Annotated in this window: 18 protein-coding genes; 9 read left to right on the plus strand and 9 right to left on the minus strand. The window is 56.2% G+C overall.

The window, feature by feature from the left end; all coding sequences use genetic code 11:
• Positions 1-108: 108 nt before the first annotated feature.
• Positions 109-852 carry a TorF family putative porin gene (locus tag GN111_RS13045; protein ID WP_155304169.1) on the minus strand — a complete coding sequence of 248 codons (744 nt, stop codon included), beginning with the start codon at positions 850-852 and terminating at the stop codon, positions 109-111.
• A 402-nt stretch (positions 853-1254) separates the two neighbouring features.
• On the opposite strand from GN111_RS13045, the gene GN111_RS13050 reads away from it, so the two are divergent.
• A complete protein-coding gene (locus GN111_RS13050) occupies positions 1255-1647 on the plus strand; it encodes an NINE protein (RefSeq protein WP_155304170.1) in 393 nt (130 codons plus the stop codon).
• Positions 1648-1699: 52 nt separating this feature from the next.
• On the opposite strand, the gene GN111_RS13055 is transcribed toward GN111_RS13050, so the two are convergent.
• Positions 1700-3814, minus strand: a complete 2115-nt coding sequence (locus tag GN111_RS13055; RefSeq protein ID WP_170302261.1) for an HDOD domain-containing protein — start codon at positions 3812-3814, stop codon at positions 1700-1702.
• Between the two features lie 72 nt (positions 3815-3886).
• Between GN111_RS13055 and GN111_RS13060 the strand changes: the two genes are divergently transcribed.
• From GN111_RS13060 to GN111_RS13080, 5 genes are read left to right on the plus strand one after another with little or no spacing between them, the layout of a single operon-like run.
• Positions 3887-4153 carry a GNAT family N-acetyltransferase gene (locus tag GN111_RS13060; protein WP_155304172.1) on the plus strand — a complete coding sequence of 89 codons (267 nt, stop codon included), beginning with the start codon at positions 3887-3889 and terminating at the stop codon, positions 4151-4153.
• Entirely contained in the window at positions 4150-4314 is a 165-nt protein-coding gene (locus GN111_RS13065) for a transport-associated protein (protein WP_155304173.1), read from the plus strand. Before GN111_RS13060 ends, GN111_RS13065 begins: the two co-directional genes overlap by 4 nt.
• 57 nt (positions 4315-4371) lie before the next feature.
• Positions 4372-4959: a DNA-3-methyladenine glycosylase I gene (locus GN111_RS13070; protein ID WP_155304174.1), complete on the plus strand. Its 588-nt coding sequence runs from the start codon at positions 4372-4374 to the stop codon at positions 4957-4959.
• On the plus strand, positions 4952-5653 hold the full coding sequence (locus GN111_RS13075) for a response regulator transcription factor (protein WP_155304175.1): 702 nt from the start codon (positions 4952-4954) through the stop codon (positions 5651-5653). Before GN111_RS13070 ends, GN111_RS13075 begins: the two co-directional genes overlap by 8 nt.
• Entirely contained in the window at positions 5650-6756 is a 1107-nt protein-coding gene (locus GN111_RS13080) for an ATP-binding protein (RefSeq protein WP_155304176.1), read from the plus strand. The genes GN111_RS13075 and GN111_RS13080 overlap by 4 nt, the downstream gene beginning before the upstream one ends.
• Before the next feature lie 183 nt (positions 6757-6939).
• Here the strand turns inward: GN111_RS13080 and GN111_RS13085 are convergent, their stop codons facing one another.
• On the minus strand, positions 6940-7308 hold the full coding sequence (locus GN111_RS13085) for a VOC family protein (RefSeq protein WP_155304177.1): 369 nt from the start codon (positions 7306-7308) through the stop codon (positions 6940-6942).
• A gap of 272 nt (positions 7309-7580) precedes the next feature.
• On the opposite strand from GN111_RS13085, the gene msrB reads away from it, so the two are divergent.
• A complete protein-coding gene (msrB, locus tag GN111_RS13090) occupies positions 7581-8714 on the plus strand; it encodes a peptide-methionine (R)-S-oxide reductase MsrB (protein WP_155304178.1) in 1134 nt (377 codons plus the stop codon).
• Between the two features lie 11 nt (positions 8715-8725).
• On the opposite strand, the gene GN111_RS13095 is transcribed toward msrB, so the two are convergent.
• Entirely contained in the window at positions 8726-9430 is a 705-nt protein-coding gene (locus tag GN111_RS13095) for a histidine phosphatase family protein (protein WP_155304179.1), read from the minus strand.
• Positions 9431-9594: 164 nt separating this feature from the next.
• Here GN111_RS13095 and GN111_RS13100 point away from each other — a divergent pair, with 164 nt between their 5' ends.
• Positions 9595-10923 carry a DUF362 domain-containing protein gene (locus GN111_RS13100; protein ID WP_155304180.1) on the plus strand — a complete coding sequence of 443 codons (1329 nt, stop codon included), beginning with the start codon at positions 9595-9597 and terminating at the stop codon, positions 10921-10923.
• Between the two features lie 173 nt (positions 10924-11096).
• Here GN111_RS13100 and GN111_RS13105 read toward each other — a convergent pair whose 3' ends face one another.
• From GN111_RS13105 to GN111_RS13120, 4 genes are all read right to left on the minus strand, one after another.
• Positions 11097-11825 carry a histidine kinase dimerization/phospho-acceptor domain-containing protein gene (locus GN111_RS13105; RefSeq protein ID WP_155304181.1) on the minus strand — a complete coding sequence of 243 codons (729 nt, stop codon included), beginning with the start codon at positions 11823-11825 and terminating at the stop codon, positions 11097-11099.
• A 163-nt stretch (positions 11826-11988) separates the two neighbouring features.
• A complete protein-coding gene (locus GN111_RS13110) occupies positions 11989-12303 on the minus strand; it encodes a nitrogen regulation protein NR(II) (protein WP_155304182.1) in 315 nt (104 codons plus the stop codon).
• A gap of 220 nt (positions 12304-12523) precedes the next feature.
• The gene (locus tag GN111_RS13115) at positions 12524-13285 is read right to left on the minus strand and encodes an SDR family NAD(P)-dependent oxidoreductase (RefSeq protein ID WP_170302262.1); all 762 of its coding nucleotides are present in this window, start codon (positions 13283-13285) and stop codon (positions 12524-12526) included.
• A 235-nt stretch (positions 13286-13520) separates the two neighbouring features.
• The gene (locus GN111_RS13120) at positions 13521-14393 is read right to left on the minus strand and encodes a 4Fe-4S binding protein (RefSeq protein WP_155304184.1); all 873 of its coding nucleotides are present in this window, start codon (positions 14391-14393) and stop codon (positions 13521-13523) included.
• 284 nt (positions 14394-14677) lie between these two features.
• Between GN111_RS13120 and GN111_RS13125 the strand changes: the two genes are divergently transcribed.
• On the plus strand, positions 14678-16603 hold the full coding sequence (locus GN111_RS13125) for an aldehyde ferredoxin oxidoreductase family protein (protein ID WP_170302263.1): 1926 nt from the start codon (positions 14678-14680) through the stop codon (positions 16601-16603).
• A gap of 29 nt (positions 16604-16632) precedes the next feature.
• On the opposite strand, the gene GN111_RS13130 is transcribed toward GN111_RS13125, so the two are convergent.
• Positions 16633-17037: an Hsp20/alpha crystallin family protein gene (locus GN111_RS13130; RefSeq protein ID WP_155304186.1), complete on the minus strand. Its 405-nt coding sequence runs from the start codon at positions 17035-17037 to the stop codon at positions 16633-16635.
• Positions 17038-17056 lie beyond the last annotated feature (19 nt).

Genomic DNA, 17056 nt, shown 5'->3' on the forward strand with positions numbered 1-17056 from the left:
TCGTGTAAACACTGGTTCCGTTTGTGAAAGGGGACTGCCGGGTGCGCCCTTTGAGCGCCGCACCCGGCAGCCTGAATACGCATGGGTTCTGACAACGGGCAGGGATTATCAGAAGGTGTAGGTGACGCCGACGCCGCCATAGGTTTTTACATCCAGGGAGCCGCCGTCATCCTTGTCTGCCAGGTTGTCGCTGTCGAGGGCGTCCGTATACTTGATGAATGCCGAAACGCTCCATTCCGGAGTGATGACGTACCCGGCCGAAATCGAAAGATTGTAGTCGTAAAAGCCGGCGCTGCCGTCTGAACAATAGTCATCTCCGGCCCAAGCCATGGAAGCGCCCGCCCCCAGGCTGAGCTTCTCGCTGACGGCATAGGAATAGGTGAGTCCCAACGAGGTATACCATTCCTTGAGTTCATCGATGTCCCGGTACACGTCTAAAGAGACGGCAAAACCAGCCGCCAGATCCATTCCCGCATTGGCAAAAAGTTCACGGGTTCCCGGCGCACCACCAGCATCCGTCGTGGGGAACAGATACTCGATGTAGCCGACCCGAAGATCCACCATACCGACTGTGAAGCCATAGGAAGCGGTCAGATCAACCTCGGAAAACTCTCCTGAATCCAGCCTGTCGTCATAGTCGTCCATATCGAAGTTGCCCCAGACGTTGAGGTCGAAACCGCCTTTGGCAATGTCGATGCTAGGTTGGGCGACCCACCCGTCATTGAGAGTCATGCCTCGCCATACATAGGCGGAATTGAGATCGACGGCGCCGGTGACATCCGCTGCCGATACGCTCTGAAAGGTAAATGCCAGGGACGCCACCAGGATCATGACTACTATAATGTGTTTCATCACTGCTTCTCCTCCTCATTGTGCATTGAAAAAATTTAATCGGTTAGGCGATCAATCGGTTTGCGCCACGGGATGACCATTGTCTGGCTGCCTCCTGTCACCTCCTCTCCACATCCGCCGCCCCGCTAAACCGGACTCGTTGAGGAAGGGACAGCAGCACGACACATGCCAATTCACCGAACGCCCACAAACTTTATTTATCCTTTAATAGTAATAGGATATAAATTTTTTTGGGCGTCCTCTAATCGTCACGCCTGGACATCGTGCGCCAGTTTTGTAACTATTACGCAATATGGTAGACAATTTTGTTTCAATTGAAAAAATGGAAGATTTATTGCAGGATCAACACGCCATCACGTATCGTCGGACAGACCGATGCGTAAAGGAAAGGAACGGCTTTAAATGAACGACAACCCCACCCACCCGACACCCGTGGGCTACATCCTGTGGATTTTCGGATTCACCGGTTCGCACCGGTTTTACTTCGGAAAACCCATCTCCGGAACCATCTATTTCTTCACTCTGGGCCTGCTGGGCATCGGCTGGCTCATCGACCTGTTCCTCATCCCCGGTCTGAACCGGCAGGCCAGCCTCCGGTTTCGCGCCGGGCCCTTGGACTATACCCTGGCCTGGGTGCTGCTCACCTTTTTAGGCCTGTTGGGCATTCACCGCATGTACATGGGGAAATGGCTGACCGGCATCGTCTATCTGCTTACCGGCGGCATCTTTGGCGTGGGGTATCTGTACGACTTCTGGACCTTGAATGATCAAATTACGGTGATCAACGGTTCCTGACGGTGGGCCGGTCGAGTTCTTTTCGGGCGGTCATAACGGGTCGATCCCTGGCCTATGCCAACAAGCCTGTCTGCTGGAAGTCAGCGATCACCGCTTGGACCAGTTTGGCGTCGACATCGGCCGGCAGGGCCAGCCCTTCGGCCATCTGCTTCGAAACGCCCTCGGGATCGGAAACGAACCATTGGAACGGCGTGCCGTGAAGATGACTGAGGTGATTGGCATAGGCAACAATCCGGACCAGGTTAGGTTCGGTTCCGGCGTCTTCGACATGGTGGTGCGATTTCACGCAGGCCTTGGCCGAGGCCGGCATGTTCCACTTCTCCATGAGCAATTCGCCGATTTCCATGTGATCGGTTTTCAGGATTGACTTCTCTGCTTCGTGGTCGCAGAGGCATTCCCGCTTTTTCAGGCTCTGTACCCGGCGATAGATGTCTCCGCTCACCAGGAGTAAAACCAGCTTGCCGATGTCGTGGAGCACCCCCCCGACAAAAGCCTTCTCCGGGTCGTCGTAACCGGCGGCGACGGCAATCCGGCGGGCGGCCGTTCCGCATTCGGCGGCATGCTGCCACAAAGACTGCCCCCAGGTCTGCATCCCGGGATTGTTCCTGAAAAAATAGGCCTGCATGGAGGTGGAAAGGATGAGGCTCTTGGTGGTTCTGGCGCCCAGTCGGGCCAACGCCTGGCTCAGGGATTCGACCCGTTGGAGTCCGCCGTAAAGCGCCGAATTGCTGATTTTAATCAGCTTGGTCACCAGGGATTGGTCGTTGCCGATCACCTTCTCGACTTCCCTGATGTCCACCTCGGGATCGGAAAGCATGTCCAGGGCACGTGTCACCACGGTCGGCAGGGGCGGCAGTTCGTATATTTTGGCCACCAGCTGTTTTGCGATGGGTCCGCCGTTCGCGCCCACTCCGTTTTTGGTCCCTGCCTGATCGACCGCCTTGGCCTTCAACATCCCGGCATCGGCCATCGTCTTTTTGGGAGTCACCATCCAGGAGAGCAATTCAAGGTATTGCTGAGGAGAAATCCCTGTGAATCCCTTCTCACTGAAAACGTAAAGGAAGACCGCCACCTGACCTTTGATGACCACCGGAATCAGGGCACACTCACCCGATTCGACCCGCCCGGAGAACTTTTCCAGCATCTCGGAAGGAAAACGGCTGCCGAAGAACCCGACCCTCGACCGGTGCACAGCATCGAAGACCGGCTCCCGGTCCAGCCTGCCCAGCTGTCCGGCGGTGGACTTCTGGAAAAGTCCCTTCTCCCTGGTATACCGCATCTGTTTGCAGTGCACGATCTGCCCCTCTTTAGCGGTCAGGATCAGGACAACATCGTACAAGCCTTTGCAGAAGGTGACCAGGGTCTCGATGCGCTTCATGGGGTCATCACTGGACATCAGTTTCTTAAGGGCCTGGCGGAAAGCGGCGAAAAGCGGATCTGTGACGGCGGCTCCCTGCAGCCGAATTTCTGCGGTATCCGCCGGAGAAAGGGTGACGGCTCCTTTTTCCATCTGTTCCTGGATAATTCCCATAACCGTGGATGTCTCGAAGGGGGCCTTTTCGAAGACCTGTCCGAGGGTACGGCAACCGTCAACCAGCCTCAGCACAACCTTTTCCTCGGTGGACAGGGAGGAAGGATGGGCCTCGGCCAGAAAAATTTCGCGATCCAGCGACTCGATGCCGGTCATCCAGTCGCGGTATTCGTCGGATTGAGCCGCAATGGAAATCGCCATCACCCGGGCATCCAGTTTGGTTTCGGCCCCGTCTTTTTCCACCGGTGTGTCCGTGAAGTGAAAGCCCCCCTTGTCGAGCAGAAACATCTCCAGTAGAACTTCATTCATTCCGGTCAACAGGTTTTCCGTGACAGTCGAAAGGGGAAACAGATCCATCTGTGTGAGGATCGAACGGATGGACAGCCCGGTTTCCTCCTGAATGCGGCGGATTCGCTTGACCTGGTCGGCGGTGACCTTTCCGCTGTAAATCAGGCTCTGAAGGACCTTTGCGTCCCCTTTTAAGGAATAGGCATCGACAATGAAACCATTGTCGAAACTCAGCGTAATCAGGCGCTGGTCTTCGGCGATGGAAAGCACTCCGTTGAGATTCAACTGGGACAGGAACATGATGGCGTCGGCAGGATGGTATTTGCTCAGGTCTCCGTCAAAAATCATATTTATCCTCACAGGGTTAGGTGGTCGCTTATTAATTCGGCCATTCTCTCCCGAACTTGAGTGTGGTATATAATGAAAAGCTGGATCGGATGCGGTGTGGGAGCTGCCCTGATGCGTGCCTGCATCGACGAAGCGAAAAGCCGGAAATCCCATGGCATCTGGCTGGGGGTGTGGGGTAAAAACGAGCGGGCGATAAGATTCTACCGGAAATGGGGATTCAACCCTGTCGGAAAGCAGCCGTTTGTTCTGGGAGGCGACCGCCAGACCGACCTGGTTTTCTGGCTTCCCGTCGATACGAGGCTCGAGAATAATTCTTCAAAAGAAAGAGGTCTGCAATGAAAACACTGAAAATGGTTTTGATTGGTTGTGTTCTGTTTTCGTTGTTGGGTTTCACGACCGTGGGCTGCGAAAAGGAAGGCCCTGCGGAGAAAGCAGGAAAAAGAGTGGATGAAGCGGTCGATTCCGCCAAAAAAACCTTCAAGGAAATGACCGACAAATAACAACCGACCGCCGGTGAGTATCATCGATCCGCAGCAAGCGAAAAGGAGCCGTGCGCCATGACAGCCGATGAAAAAATTCGTTGCCCCTGGACCGGCGACGATCCCCTGATGCAGCAATACCATGACGAGGAGTGGGGCGTTCCGGTTCACGACGACCGCAAGTGGTTCGAGTTTATCGTTCTGGATGCCTTCCAGGCCGGATTGTCGTGGAAAACGATCCTGCACAAGCGTGCGGCCTTTGGCAAGGTCTTCTATGATTTCGATCCGCAGCGGGTGGCATCGATGAGCGACAACGCCGTCGCCGCTGCCATCGCCAATCCGGCCATCGTCCGCAATCGCCTCAAGATCCGGGCCACGGTGAACAATGCCCGTGCATTTTTGGACCTTCAGGCGCGCCACGGCAGCTTCGATGCTTACATCTGGGACTTCACCGACGGCCGGGTGATCCAGAACAACTGGGCGACCGAAAACGATGTACCGGCCAACACCGGCTTGTCGGACAAGGTCAGCAAGGCGCTTAAAAAGCAAGGATTCAGCTTCGTGGGCAGCACGATCTGCTACGCGTTTCTACAGGCCGGCGGGGTGGTGAACGACCATCTGGTGAGTTGTTTCCGGCACCGGGAATTGGGTGCAAAAAATGGATAGACCGACCATCCTGGTTATCGAAGACGACGAGAACACCCGATCCCTGGTGGCCTTGTATCTGGAAAGGGAAGACTTTCTGGCGATTACGGCCGGAGACGGAGAGGCCGGATTGCGATTGGCGGACCGCCATCATCCCGATCTGGTGATTCTTGACCTGATGATCCCCAAGTTGGACGGATGGGAGGTCTGCCGTCGTCTGCGGCAGCATTCCGATGTACCGGTCATCATGCTCACGGCCAGGGACGAAGAGATCGACCGGGTGGCCGGGCTCACATTAGGCGCCGACGACTACGTGGTCAAACCCTTCAGCCCCAGGGAACTGGTGGCGCGGGTCAAAGCCGTCCTGCGTCGGACGGCCAATACCCCTTTGTCGACCGAAGCCGTGTTGACCCATGGGCCGGTCCGCCTGGACCTGGAGAAGCGCCGCCTGACCATAGACGGCCGGCCGGTGGATCTCACCCCCCATGAATATGCCCTTCTGGCGGCGCTCATGAAAACTCCGGGACGCACCTTCACCCGCGACGAACTGCTGGGACATCTCTATCCCAAAGGCGAGGCGGTGGTCATCGATCGGGTAGTGGATGTCCACATCGGCAAGCTGCGCCAGAAGATCGAACCGGCACCCGCCGAACCCCGATATATCAAAACCGTGCGCGGCATCGGCTACCGCTTTGCCGAAAGGGTGCCACCATGATCCGACGCTACCTGATCGTCAAGCTGCTGGCCGTCAACCTGATCGTCGTCGGGTTTGCCGTGGCGGTGGTGTGGCTGGCCATCGACACCCTGGCGGCCGGCTACTTCGTCACCCTCATGGAAAAGTATCACATCTCGCCCGAACCGGCCCATGCCATGTTCGTCGAATCCGTGCACCGCTACCTGATTTGGGGCTTTGCAGGAGCCATCGGCCTGGCCGCGCTTCTCAGCTTCTTCATGAACCGCCTTATCCTGGGACCGCTGACCCGTATGAATACCGCGGCGGGGAAGATCAGTGCCGGCGAGTTCTCGGCGCGGGTGCCGGTAGCCACGGCCGACGAGATCGGACAGCTGGCCCGGGCCTTTAACCGGATGGCGGAAAACCTCGAAAAAATCGAACGCCTGCGCCGCGCCCTGATGATCGATGTGGCCCACGAACTGCGCACGCCGCTGACCAACATCCGGGGCTACCTGGAAGCGCTCAACGACGGTGTGCTGCCGCCGGACCCGGACACCCTCTCCCTGCTGCAGAAAGAAACCCTGCGCCTGGCGGAGCTGGTGGAAGACGTCCTTGCCCTGGCCCGGGCCGATGCCGCCGGAGTCCGGCTTCAGCCGGCAGCAGTCGACCTGGTTGAGATGGTCAACGACACCCTGGCCCCTTTTCAACCGGCCATCCGGAAGAAGTCCCTGATCGTCGACATCCATGCTCCCGCATCCCCGGCGACCGCAACCGCCGACCAGGACCGCCTGGTCCGGGTCCTTCGCAACCTGACCGAAAATGCCATTCGATATGCCCCGCCGGATTCGACCGTGAAGATCCGCATTGCAGAACGGGAGCACGACATGCAGGTGGACTATGCCAACCTCGCCGGTGATCTTCTTCCCGACGACCTGCCCTATCTCTTCGAGCGTTTTTTCAGAGGAGAGAAATCCCGCTCCCGACAGCACGGCGGCGCCGGCATCGGCCTGTCCATTGTCAAGGAACTGGTGGAGGCTCACGGTGGCAGGGTGCACTCCCAGCTGTCGGACGGCATCCTGCATATCGGCTTTACGCTGCCCCGGTCGTCCCGGACAGCCGAAGCCGACCCGCTCGATTCGAAGTGACCCTTTGGGCTCGCGCAAAAATAACTTCAACTTTTGAAAGCGGATGCATCCCACCCGCCTGCGTTGTGAAAATGCGACATATCTCCAATATGCCTTTCATTTTCACGCCTTGTCGGCCGGGCGCCTCAGCTGCCAATTCTGCCAACGTATTTTTGCACGAACTCTTTTGTTAGGATCAGGAGGCTATCGCACCGGTACGACTTCGAGCCAGTAGCCGTCCGGATCGTTGATAAAATAGATACCCATCGCCTTATTCTCATAGCATATGCAGCCCATCTTTGTATGAAGGGCATGGGCGGCCTCGAAATCGGGCGTTCTAAAGGCAATATGGAACTCCTCATCCCCCAGGTCATATGGTTTTTCCTGAGATTTCAACCAGGTGAGCTCCAGTTTATTGGCCGTCGTCCCATCGCCTAAAAAAACGATAATATAACTGCCGTCATCCGCGGTGTGGCGTTTCTCTTCCTTCAATCCCAGCGCTTCTTCATAAAAGGACAGACTTTTGTCAAGATCCAACACATTGATGTTAAAGTGGTCGATGGTAAACTTCATAGCGTCTCCTCTTTTCGGTTATCCGTGGCATGTTCGATCCAGCTGATCCAGCCAGCATCGGGCCGGAATCGCTTGTCAACATTGCGCCGGGTTGGTCCGTTAAACGGTAAAACGGGAAAATCGGTCCGTCAACCAGGAGACAACAAACATCCCTTTCCCTCTCTTGAAAATCTTTACCCGATCTTTACATTATCCTTACGCATGCTTTACGCGAAGGTCCTATTGTCTGGCTGTGAATGCAAGTAAACGGACAGACCAACAGGAGGTACCCAATGAAACGAATCATTCTGCTATCGCTGGTCCTGGCTGCAGTCTTTCTGGGATATCAGCAAGTCAGGGGCACAGACGAAAATATGGAGAAAACCATGGAAAAAATGGCTGAACATACCCGCTCCGCCGTATTCGCCGGCGGCTGCTTCTGGTGCACCGAATCGGATTTCGAAAAACTGGACGGCGTCATCGCGGTCGTATCGGGATACACCGGCGGCCAGATAGCCGAGCCTTCTTACAAACAGGTCTCGGCCGGCGGCACCGGCCACGTCGAGGCCGTCAAGGTCACCTACGATCCGGATCGAATTTCCTACGAAGCACTGCTGGACCATTTCTGGCGGCATGTGGATCCCACCGATGCCGGAGGCCAGTTCGTGGATCGGGGCAACCAGTACCGCAGCGTCATCTTTTACGCCAACGAAGCCGAACGCAAAGCCGCCGAAGCCTCCAAAAAGGCGCTGGCAGCCTCCGGTCAATTCGACCGCCCCATCGTCACCGACATTCTTCCGCTGGGAACCTTTTACGAAGCCGAAGATTACCATCAGGATTACTACAAAAAAAATCCACTGCGCTACAAATGGTACCGCTCCGGATCGGGAAGGGATCGGTTTCTGGAAAAATCCTGGGCCGAGGACATGCTGAAGGATAAAAAAATGAGCACTGCCGTGGAGATGACAGGTCAAAAAAAGAAAATGATGTACACGGTTCCAACCGATGCGGAACTCAAGAAGAAGCTGACCGACCTGCAGTACCGGGTGACCCGGAAGGACGCAACCGAACCGCCCTTCAAAAACGAATACTGGGACAACCATGCACCCGGCATCTACGTGGACGTCGTTTCCGGCGAACCACTGTTCAGCTCCACCGACAAATTCGATTCGGGCACCGGCTGGCCCAGCTTCACCCGGCCGCTGGATCCCAACAACGTGGTCGAGAAAAAGGATACGAGCTGGCTGATGGTGCGAACCGAAGTCCGCAGCAAGAACGCCGACTCCCACCTGGGTCACGTATTCCCGGACGGCCCCGAGCCCACGGGGCTACGCTATTGTATCAACTCGGCATCCCTTCGGTTCGTTCCTGCCGACGCACTTGAAAAGGAAGGCTACGCCGGCTACCAATATCTGTTCAAAAATTAGGGATTCAGTTTTCAGATGTAGGTAATCAGGCTTGGATCGTTCTGGCTCTCCAGATGGGCCACACAGTTGAACAGAACCAGCCACAACTGATCCTGATCGTATCGCAGCACGGTAACGGAGGTATTGCGCACTTCCCATCCCAGGCGGATGGTCTGATCCCGGGAGGTTTCCAGGGTCTTGCGTAGCGCCACCGCCGTGGGACCGCCGGACGTGAAGACGGCCACTTTCTTGTTCTCGCCCAGATTTTGCACCAGATTGTCGATAGCACTGTCGATGCGGTCCCGGAATTCCTTTACCCGTTGCAAATGGACTTCTTCGTCCCTGGGGATCGCATCGACCTTGGCCGCAATATCGAAAATCCGACGAATGGCACCGTGGTTGGTGTGAATCTGCGCCAACTGTTCGGAAAGGTCGGGATCCTCCTCAATCACGGCGGTGAGCCGATTCATCAGTTTATCGGAGTCGCCGAACTCATTGAAACCGTCATCGATGTGGATGTCCTTGGCATTGTAGCCGTTCATCTGGCTCAGGGCGATGGTGGCCGTCTGCAAATGCCGTTTCAGCGCGCCGGAATAGATGCAGTCGAAGCGGATGCCATTGCTGGCGAAATGCCGGCCCAACAGCTCGGCCTGCCGCTCGCCCACCGGCGAAAGGCAGTCGTAAGCCGGCTGGCCGAAGGAGGCCTGGCCGTGTCGAATCAGGTAAATTTCAGTCATCGGGTGTTCCTTTATTGGCCAAATCACGGACAGGTAAAACTATCCCAGTCCCGTCAAAATCGTCAAGAAAAATGAATCTCGATTCATTTTCCCTTGACTTGCCGCAAATCACCAATAGGATAGCGGCTGTTTTTTTCGAATCCGCTAAAAAGTAAGGAGCCGTGATGACTTTATCAACCGTTGCCATCGTCCGCTATGAAAAACCCCGCGAATCCGTGAAAAAGGCCGTAGCATTAAGCCAAGGCCTGGAAAACCTGAAACCCGGCATGCGGGTGTTCATCAAACCCAACATCGTCTTTTGGACCAAAAGCGTCTCCTTCCCTAAATGGGGGGTCATCACCACCTCCCGGGTGGTGGAGGACATGGTGCGGCTACTCAAGGACCGCGGCGTGGACGACATCACCATCGGCGAAGGCACGGTCACCCAGGACCCCCGGGATACACAAACGCCGGCCCACGCCCACGAAAACCTGGGATACAAGACCCTGGAAAAGCGCTACGGAATCAAAGCGATCAACGTCTTCGAGCGGCCCTTCGAAAAGGTCGACATCGGGGACGGCATCACGTTGAATTTCAATACGGACATCCTGCACAGCGACCTGGTGGTCGATCTGCCTGCCATGAAGGCCCACAACCAGACCATGGTGAGTCTGGGCATCAAGAATCTCAAGGGCACCATCGACATCCCCTCCCGCAAAAAATGCCACAACGCCGATCCGGAGAAAAACCTGGATTTCATGGTGGCCCGCCTGGCCGACAAGCTGCCGCCGGTGTTCACCCTTATCGACGGCATCTATACCCTCGAGCGCGGTCCGGGACCCGACGGCAGCATGCGCAAAAGCGACATCCTGGTGGCATCCGGGGACATCCTTTCCGCGGATATGGTCGGTGCGCGACTGCTCGGTTATGAGCCGCAGGAAGTGCCCCACCTGGCCATGGCTGCCGCCAACCGCGGCAGGCCCGCGGATCTTTCCGATGTGACGGTCGTGGGCGAATCCATGGAGGAACTGGCCAGCCGTCACAACTACGACTTTGCCTATTCCAGCGACGAAACCGGAGAATTGCCCATGGCGCTGGCCAAACAGGGCATCAAGGGGGTCTTTTACCGCAAGTACGACGACACCATGTGCACCTATTGCAGCCAGTTGAACGGATTGACGCTCACCGCCATCCGTTTTGCCTGGAAGGAAGGGGTTGAAGGCCGCCTGGAAGTGCTTACCGGCAAACGCATGAATCCGACGCCCGGCATGGAGAAAACCCTTTTGCTGGGCAAGTGCATGTACCAGAAGCACAAGAACAATCCCGACATCAACGAAATGATCGCCGTCAAGGGGTGCCCGCCCAAACCGGCGGACATCGTCAAGGCCCTGCACCAGGCCGGCATCGAGGCCGACCCGGGGCTGTTCGAGAACATGGACCAGCTGCCCGGTTTTTTCATGGCACGCTACAAGGACCGACCGGAATTCGAAGAGAAGTTTTTCAGGGTGGAATAGGACAGGGCGATAAAACCGTAAAACGCTTTTCATGCACCTGCAGCCACATATCCGAAAGGACGGGATGGGTTCGTGGCAACGGCTTCACGCCGCGATTCTGCAGGCAACTATCGCATGCCCTCGTGGTGGCGGGGTTTATCCCCGCCTTTTCAGGAATGACGCCAATGTACAGGTTATTTGGATGTTGCCTTGTCGATATCGATGATTTTTCCGCCCGGATAATTTTTGGTCTCGTAACGGGTGATATTCATCAATTTGTGGTTGATACTGGCCAGCCTCTGAACCTGTACTTCGATTTTTTGGATGGTTGACAGGAGTGGATCATCTTCTGAAATTTTCAATGCCAGCAACTCGGAAATGCCGGATAAGACCATTAACGGTTGATTCATTTCATGGCACACCGCGCCGGCCATTTCGATGACGCCATGCAGCCTGTCGCTTTCCCTGAGCGACTTTTCCGCCTGCTTGCGCTTCGTCAGGTCCTGAAAGGTCTCGATCGCCCCGACGATTTTGTTTGACGAATCCGTCAGTCGAGTTGCCGTGAAATAGAGCCACTTGCCTTCCTTTCCCAAATTCGGAAAAAAATCCTGGGCCTCGTAGGCGTTGTCCACCAATACGGATTTCTCGTATTTGCCTTTATAATGCCGGGCGATCACCTCTTCGATAGAACGATCTACGACGAGATCGGCCAATACGGGCCGCTTTGCGGGATAGAACGCTTTCCAGGCGTCTTGGGTGCCGATCACATCGGCTGCGGGAACCCCGGTTAATTTCTCGCAGGCCCGGTTCCAGTGCGTAACAGTGTGCATGTGGTCGATGACGAAGGCGGGTATCGCCATGCCATGAATGATTTGGGAAAGATTCGATTCCGGCAGGTTTCTTTTTTTGATTTCTTGGGCCATCGTCCGTTCCCTGTGAATAATGATAATCGGCAATTTCTTTTTAATCGGCAAAAGCCCATGGAGGGGTTCGGCTCATCGTCGATCGTCACGTCTTCATGCAATCCGCCCGATCCAGTCGTTTTAAGCGCGAGCTTCTATCCATTTTTCTAAAATATCGTCCAGTTCACTGGGATTGATCGGTTTGGTGATGTAATCGTCCATTTCGGCATCGAGACATCTTTAGCGATCGCCTTTCATTTCTCAGAATCGGGATCAAGCTGCCGTCGTAGCGACGCAGGATGCTTACAGCATTGTTGACCTCCCGGCCATGATCGAGAACGGGACAATCGCATTGTTCATCCGGGCACAGGAACTCGGCACAACGGCGGCCCACGATCGTTGCCAGATCGTCCACAGCCGCAATGGTGCAGGCGGCTTCTTTTGCCCAGCGGATCTTGCGATCCTTTCCGATGACAACGACGCCGAATGGACACTTCATCAGGATATCCTTTATAAGCTCTTTTGTTATCACCCTTTCTTCCTTCGGTCGCCGTTGGTTGCTATCCTTACGAACTCCCCCGGTAAATGGTGCCAGCGTCACCCGATTCGATCGACACGGCCACAACCAAATTGATAAATAGCGAACCGTTCACCTTATTATCGACACATCTTATCGATAAGTTAAGACTTGCCGGCGGGGTAAAACCAGATCCCAAAGCCTATACCGCGCTGGCGCCCCCATCCACCATCAGCGTCTGCCCCGTAATAAACCCGGCCCCGTCCGAAGACAAAAACAGGGCCGGATGAACCACGTCGGCGGTCTCGGCGATGCGGCCCATGGGGATGGCCTTGACGATCTCCTTGAGCATCTCTTCGTTGGACCAGAAGGGCTTGGAAAAGCCGGTGCGTACCATGCACGGGGCCACGGCGTTGACCTGAATGTTGAACGGCGCCAGTTCCTGGGCCAGGGTCTTGGTCATCATCTCGATAGCCGCCTTGGCGATGCCGTATACTCCCATGAAAGGGGCGGCCCGCCGGGCAGCGATAGAGGTGATGCTGACAATTTTACCGGCCTTCTGTTCGCGCATGAGCCGGGCCGCCTTGCGCGAGCAAAGCCAGGTCCCGGTGAGGTTGGATTCCACGATCTTGGAGAACAGGGCTGGTTCGGCGTCCACCACACTGGTAATCAGGTTCATCCCCACGTTGTTCAACAGCACATCGATGCGGCCGAACCGCTCCACGGTCTGCGCGAAAAGCCGGTCCACGTCCTCTGCCTTGGCAACGTGGGCCGCGACGGCCAGCACCCGGTCACCGCCATCCATTTCGGCTACGGCCGCGTCCAGCCCCTCCTGTTTGCGCCCGCAGATCGCCACCTTGGCGCCCTGGGCAAGCAGCGTTTTGGCCATGTCCAGCCCAATGCCGCGGCTGCCGCCCGTAACCACAGCCACCTTGTCATCCAGTCCGTAGGACAGCGTCTTCATGGTTGCCTCCATTCGTTCGTTGACGGATTCGTAAAAAGGCCGATATCGGCGTTACGCTCATCCTTCGTCACTGCGGCGTACGCCAAAGTACGCCTCATTCCTCAGGATTCGCAAGCCTTGATCTCGACCTTTTTACGAATCCGTCGGAAATGTGACTTTTTATGAGCCTGTTCGTTAATATCGGGAGAATCGAATCGACACCGTTTGCGTGCAGTGGGTACTATCATACCATCATTTACGGCAAACGGTCCAGATCCAGCGGAAGGGGCTTGTCCGGATTGATCTCCAGGGTCAATGCGCATTCGGGACAATGCTCCACGCAAAGTTCGCACCCCATGCACCGCGCGGCGTCGTAAAGGCGCCGGCCGTCCGTTATGCGCACCGCCTGGAAGTGACAGATTTCGACACACCGCCCGCACCCGCTGCAGCGGTCCTGATCGTGGACGACCCGATAGCCCGCCGGGGCGTTCATCGTCAAACCGGGATCCAGGGCGCGCGCTGCAGCCGTAGCCTGGAGGCTTACGCAGCAGTCGGGGCAGCAATTGCAGATGACCCCGGTGCTGCCGCCGGTGGCCACCTTAAAAAAGGCCTGGGTGATGTGCCCTTGGCTGCGGTAATACCGAACGATGGATAGCGCCTCTTCTTGGCCGATCTGTCGGGCATGGTACTTTTGACAGTGGTCCAGCCAGAACCCGGCCGTTTTTTTTCCGATGGCGATGCAGCACGCCAACGGTTCGCAGGTTCCGGTGGCCGCCTTGCAGGGGCAGTCCATGACGGCAATGAATTCGGGCTCCTGGAAAATGATGCGGGTGGCGTAACGAAACGGAACCACCTGTTTGTTCTTCTGGGAGACCGAATGGATATTTTTCTCCAGGCGCAGGATCTTTTGAACGTCGCCGGCCGAAAGCACCTTGCTGTGGTAGCGGTCGAATGCCATCCGGGCCACCCCGGCAAGGGGTTTGAACCGGATAAAGCGGCGCGAAAGTCTGACAATGGCCATGGCCACGCGGACATAGGGGCGATAAAAGACGAAATAAAGATAGTTGTGAACGAAGCGGTCGATTCGCCATCCGTGGAGCTTTACCAGATTGCGTGTGGAGACCTTCATTCCGGGCACCTCTATTTAGAGCCCATCCAGAAATGGCCAATTTGCCCGATATCTTTGTTGCGCGAAAAATTTTATCCTCGAAATATCAACCATATGACTGCGGTAAAATTTTTCGTGCGCCTCGATCTCGACCCAATTGGCCTATTTCTGGATCTGCACTATTCAATAAGGTTCATAGAATGAATAATATTCGAAATTATAACTCAATTCAAATCTTCTTGACTTCACCTATTGAATTCCCTAAAAAAAGTCAACTGATGCCTTATAAATGGGAGATCAACCGCATGACCAGCCGATTCGACGGATACATGGGAAAAGTTCTGGACATCAACCTCTCCACCGGTGCCATTGGTGAATACCCGGTTTCCGACGAGGACCGCGAACGCTTTCTCGGCGGTCGATTTCTCTCCACCAAAATCATGTGGGACGAGCTGGCGCCGGGCATCGACCCCCTTTCCGAAGAGAATATCCTGATCGTCATGACATCGCCCCTAACCGGTACGGGGGCTCCGTCTACCAGCCGCTACGACATCTCGGCCAAAAGCCCCCTCACCGGCGCCGTCGGCCACTCCAACAGCGGCGGCAACTTCGGCATCCGCCTGAAGCGGGCCGGGTGGGACGGCATGATCGTCCGCGGCAAAGCGGACAAACCAGTCTACATCGAAGTGGATCAGGATCAAATTCAAATCCGGGATGCAAAAAAAATATGGGGAATGGACACCCAGGCCGCCCAGGCCGCCATGGGCAAGGGCGGCACCCTGGCCATCGGCCCTGCCGGAGAGAACCGGGTCAAATTTGCCACGGTGGTCTCCCAGGAACGCAGCCACGGCCGAACCGGCATGGGTGCTGTCATGGGGTCGAAGAATCTGAAGGGCATCGTGGCGCGGGGAAAATGCAAGATCCCCATCCGGGACAAAAAGCGTTTCCGCAAAAGTGTCAAGAAGTGGACTCGAATGCTCAAAAGCCACCCGGCCACCGGCGATGCAGCTCCGCGCTACGGCACCGCCGTTTTTCTCACCGCCCTGTCCGCCGGCAACGCCCTGCCCACCAAGAATTTTTCCAGGGGAAGCTATGAAAATGCTGACAAGATCTCCGGCCAGCGCCTGGCCGAGGAGTATTTGGTCAAAAACGAAGGCTGCGTCTCCTGCCCCATCCGCTGCGGCCGGGTGGTGGAGCTGGACGGCAAGAACGTCAAAGGCCCCGAATATGAAATCCTCTGCCTGATGGGCTCCAACCTGCTGATCGACGACCTTGAAGCCATCATTCGCTGGAACTACGAACTGGATCTTCTTGGCATGGACACCATCACGGTGGGCAACCTGCTCGGTTTTGCTATGGAACTCAACGAAAAAGGCATGTGGGACAGCGGCATCCGTTTCGGCCGCAAGGAAAATATTTCCGCCATCCTCGAAGACATCGCCCATCGGCGGGGTGTTGGCAGCGATCTGGCAGAAGGAGTGAAATTCCTGTCGGAGAAATATGGTGGAATTGAGTTTGCCGCACACGTCAAGGGGTTGGAAATCGCCGCTTACGAACCCCGGGCATCCGTGGGTCATGGCCTGGGCTACGCCACGGCCAGCCGCGGGGCCTGCCACCTGGACGGCGGCTATCTGGTCTATCTGGAGGTAACCGGTCCCATCACGCTCAACCCGCTGCACCTGCGTTCCAAGCCCGGATGGGTAATCCTGGATCAGGACCTGCTGGCCGCCATCAGCGCCGGCGGCAACTGCCTGTTCACCTCCTGGACCTTTGTCCCCGGGATCGCCTTTGCCCTATCCCGTTTCCCTTGGGTGGCCAAGACCATCACCTGGCTGCTGACCCTTTCCTGGCCCGTCGTGGACGGCCTGCTGAAGGTCCCACCGTTCTTCATGAAGCTGCACCTGCCCCTTTTGCCCCACAGCAAAGTCCTCAAGCAGGTCACGGGCATGAAAATGGATTTCGGCCGCTTTACGCGCGTGGGGGCTCGGGGCTACACCTTGGAACGCCTTTTCAACCTGCGTGAAGGCTTCAGCAAGCAGGCGGACACCCTGCCCGGGCGGTTCACCGACGAACCGCTGCCGGAAAGCAAAAAGAAATCGACTGTCCCCATCGGAAAAATGCTGCCCAAGTACTACAAGCTCAGGGGCTGGGATGCCGACGGAATTCCCAGGGAAAAGACACTCAAGAAACTGGGGTTGAAATTTGCTGTACCGGCTGTCGTGAAACAATAGGGCACAAACAGCCGGTAAAAACCGATCGATCATCCCACTTGGACGGCAATGCGCCGCGGTGTGGCTTTTTCTACCTTGGGCAGGGTCAATCGCAGCACCCCGTCGCTGAGCTTGGCATCGATTTTCTCCTGATCGATAACTTCGGAAAGGGAAAACTGCCGGTAATAGCGACCGGTCTGATATTCCTCGAGCACCTTCTCGCCGGTTGTTTTAACGCTGTCGCTCACTTCTCCCGCAAGTGTCAGGGTATCGTCCCGAAGATCCACCATCAAATCTTCGGCTTTCACTCCGGGCATATCGGCCAGCAGGGTAATGGCTTTTTCGGTTTCGAAAATATCCACACTGGGGGTAAACACCGGCCCTGGTTTGGTCTGCTCGGCAGGCGCGTCGAAGGCTTGTTTTTCTCTTACTTTCAATTCCTGATTGTCCGACATGATCATGTCCTCCTTTCGG

It is taken from the genome of Desulfosarcina widdelii, assembly GCF_009688965.1.
Lineage (GTDB): Bacteria > Desulfobacterota > Desulfobacteria > Desulfobacterales > Desulfosarcinaceae > Desulfosarcina > Desulfosarcina widdelii.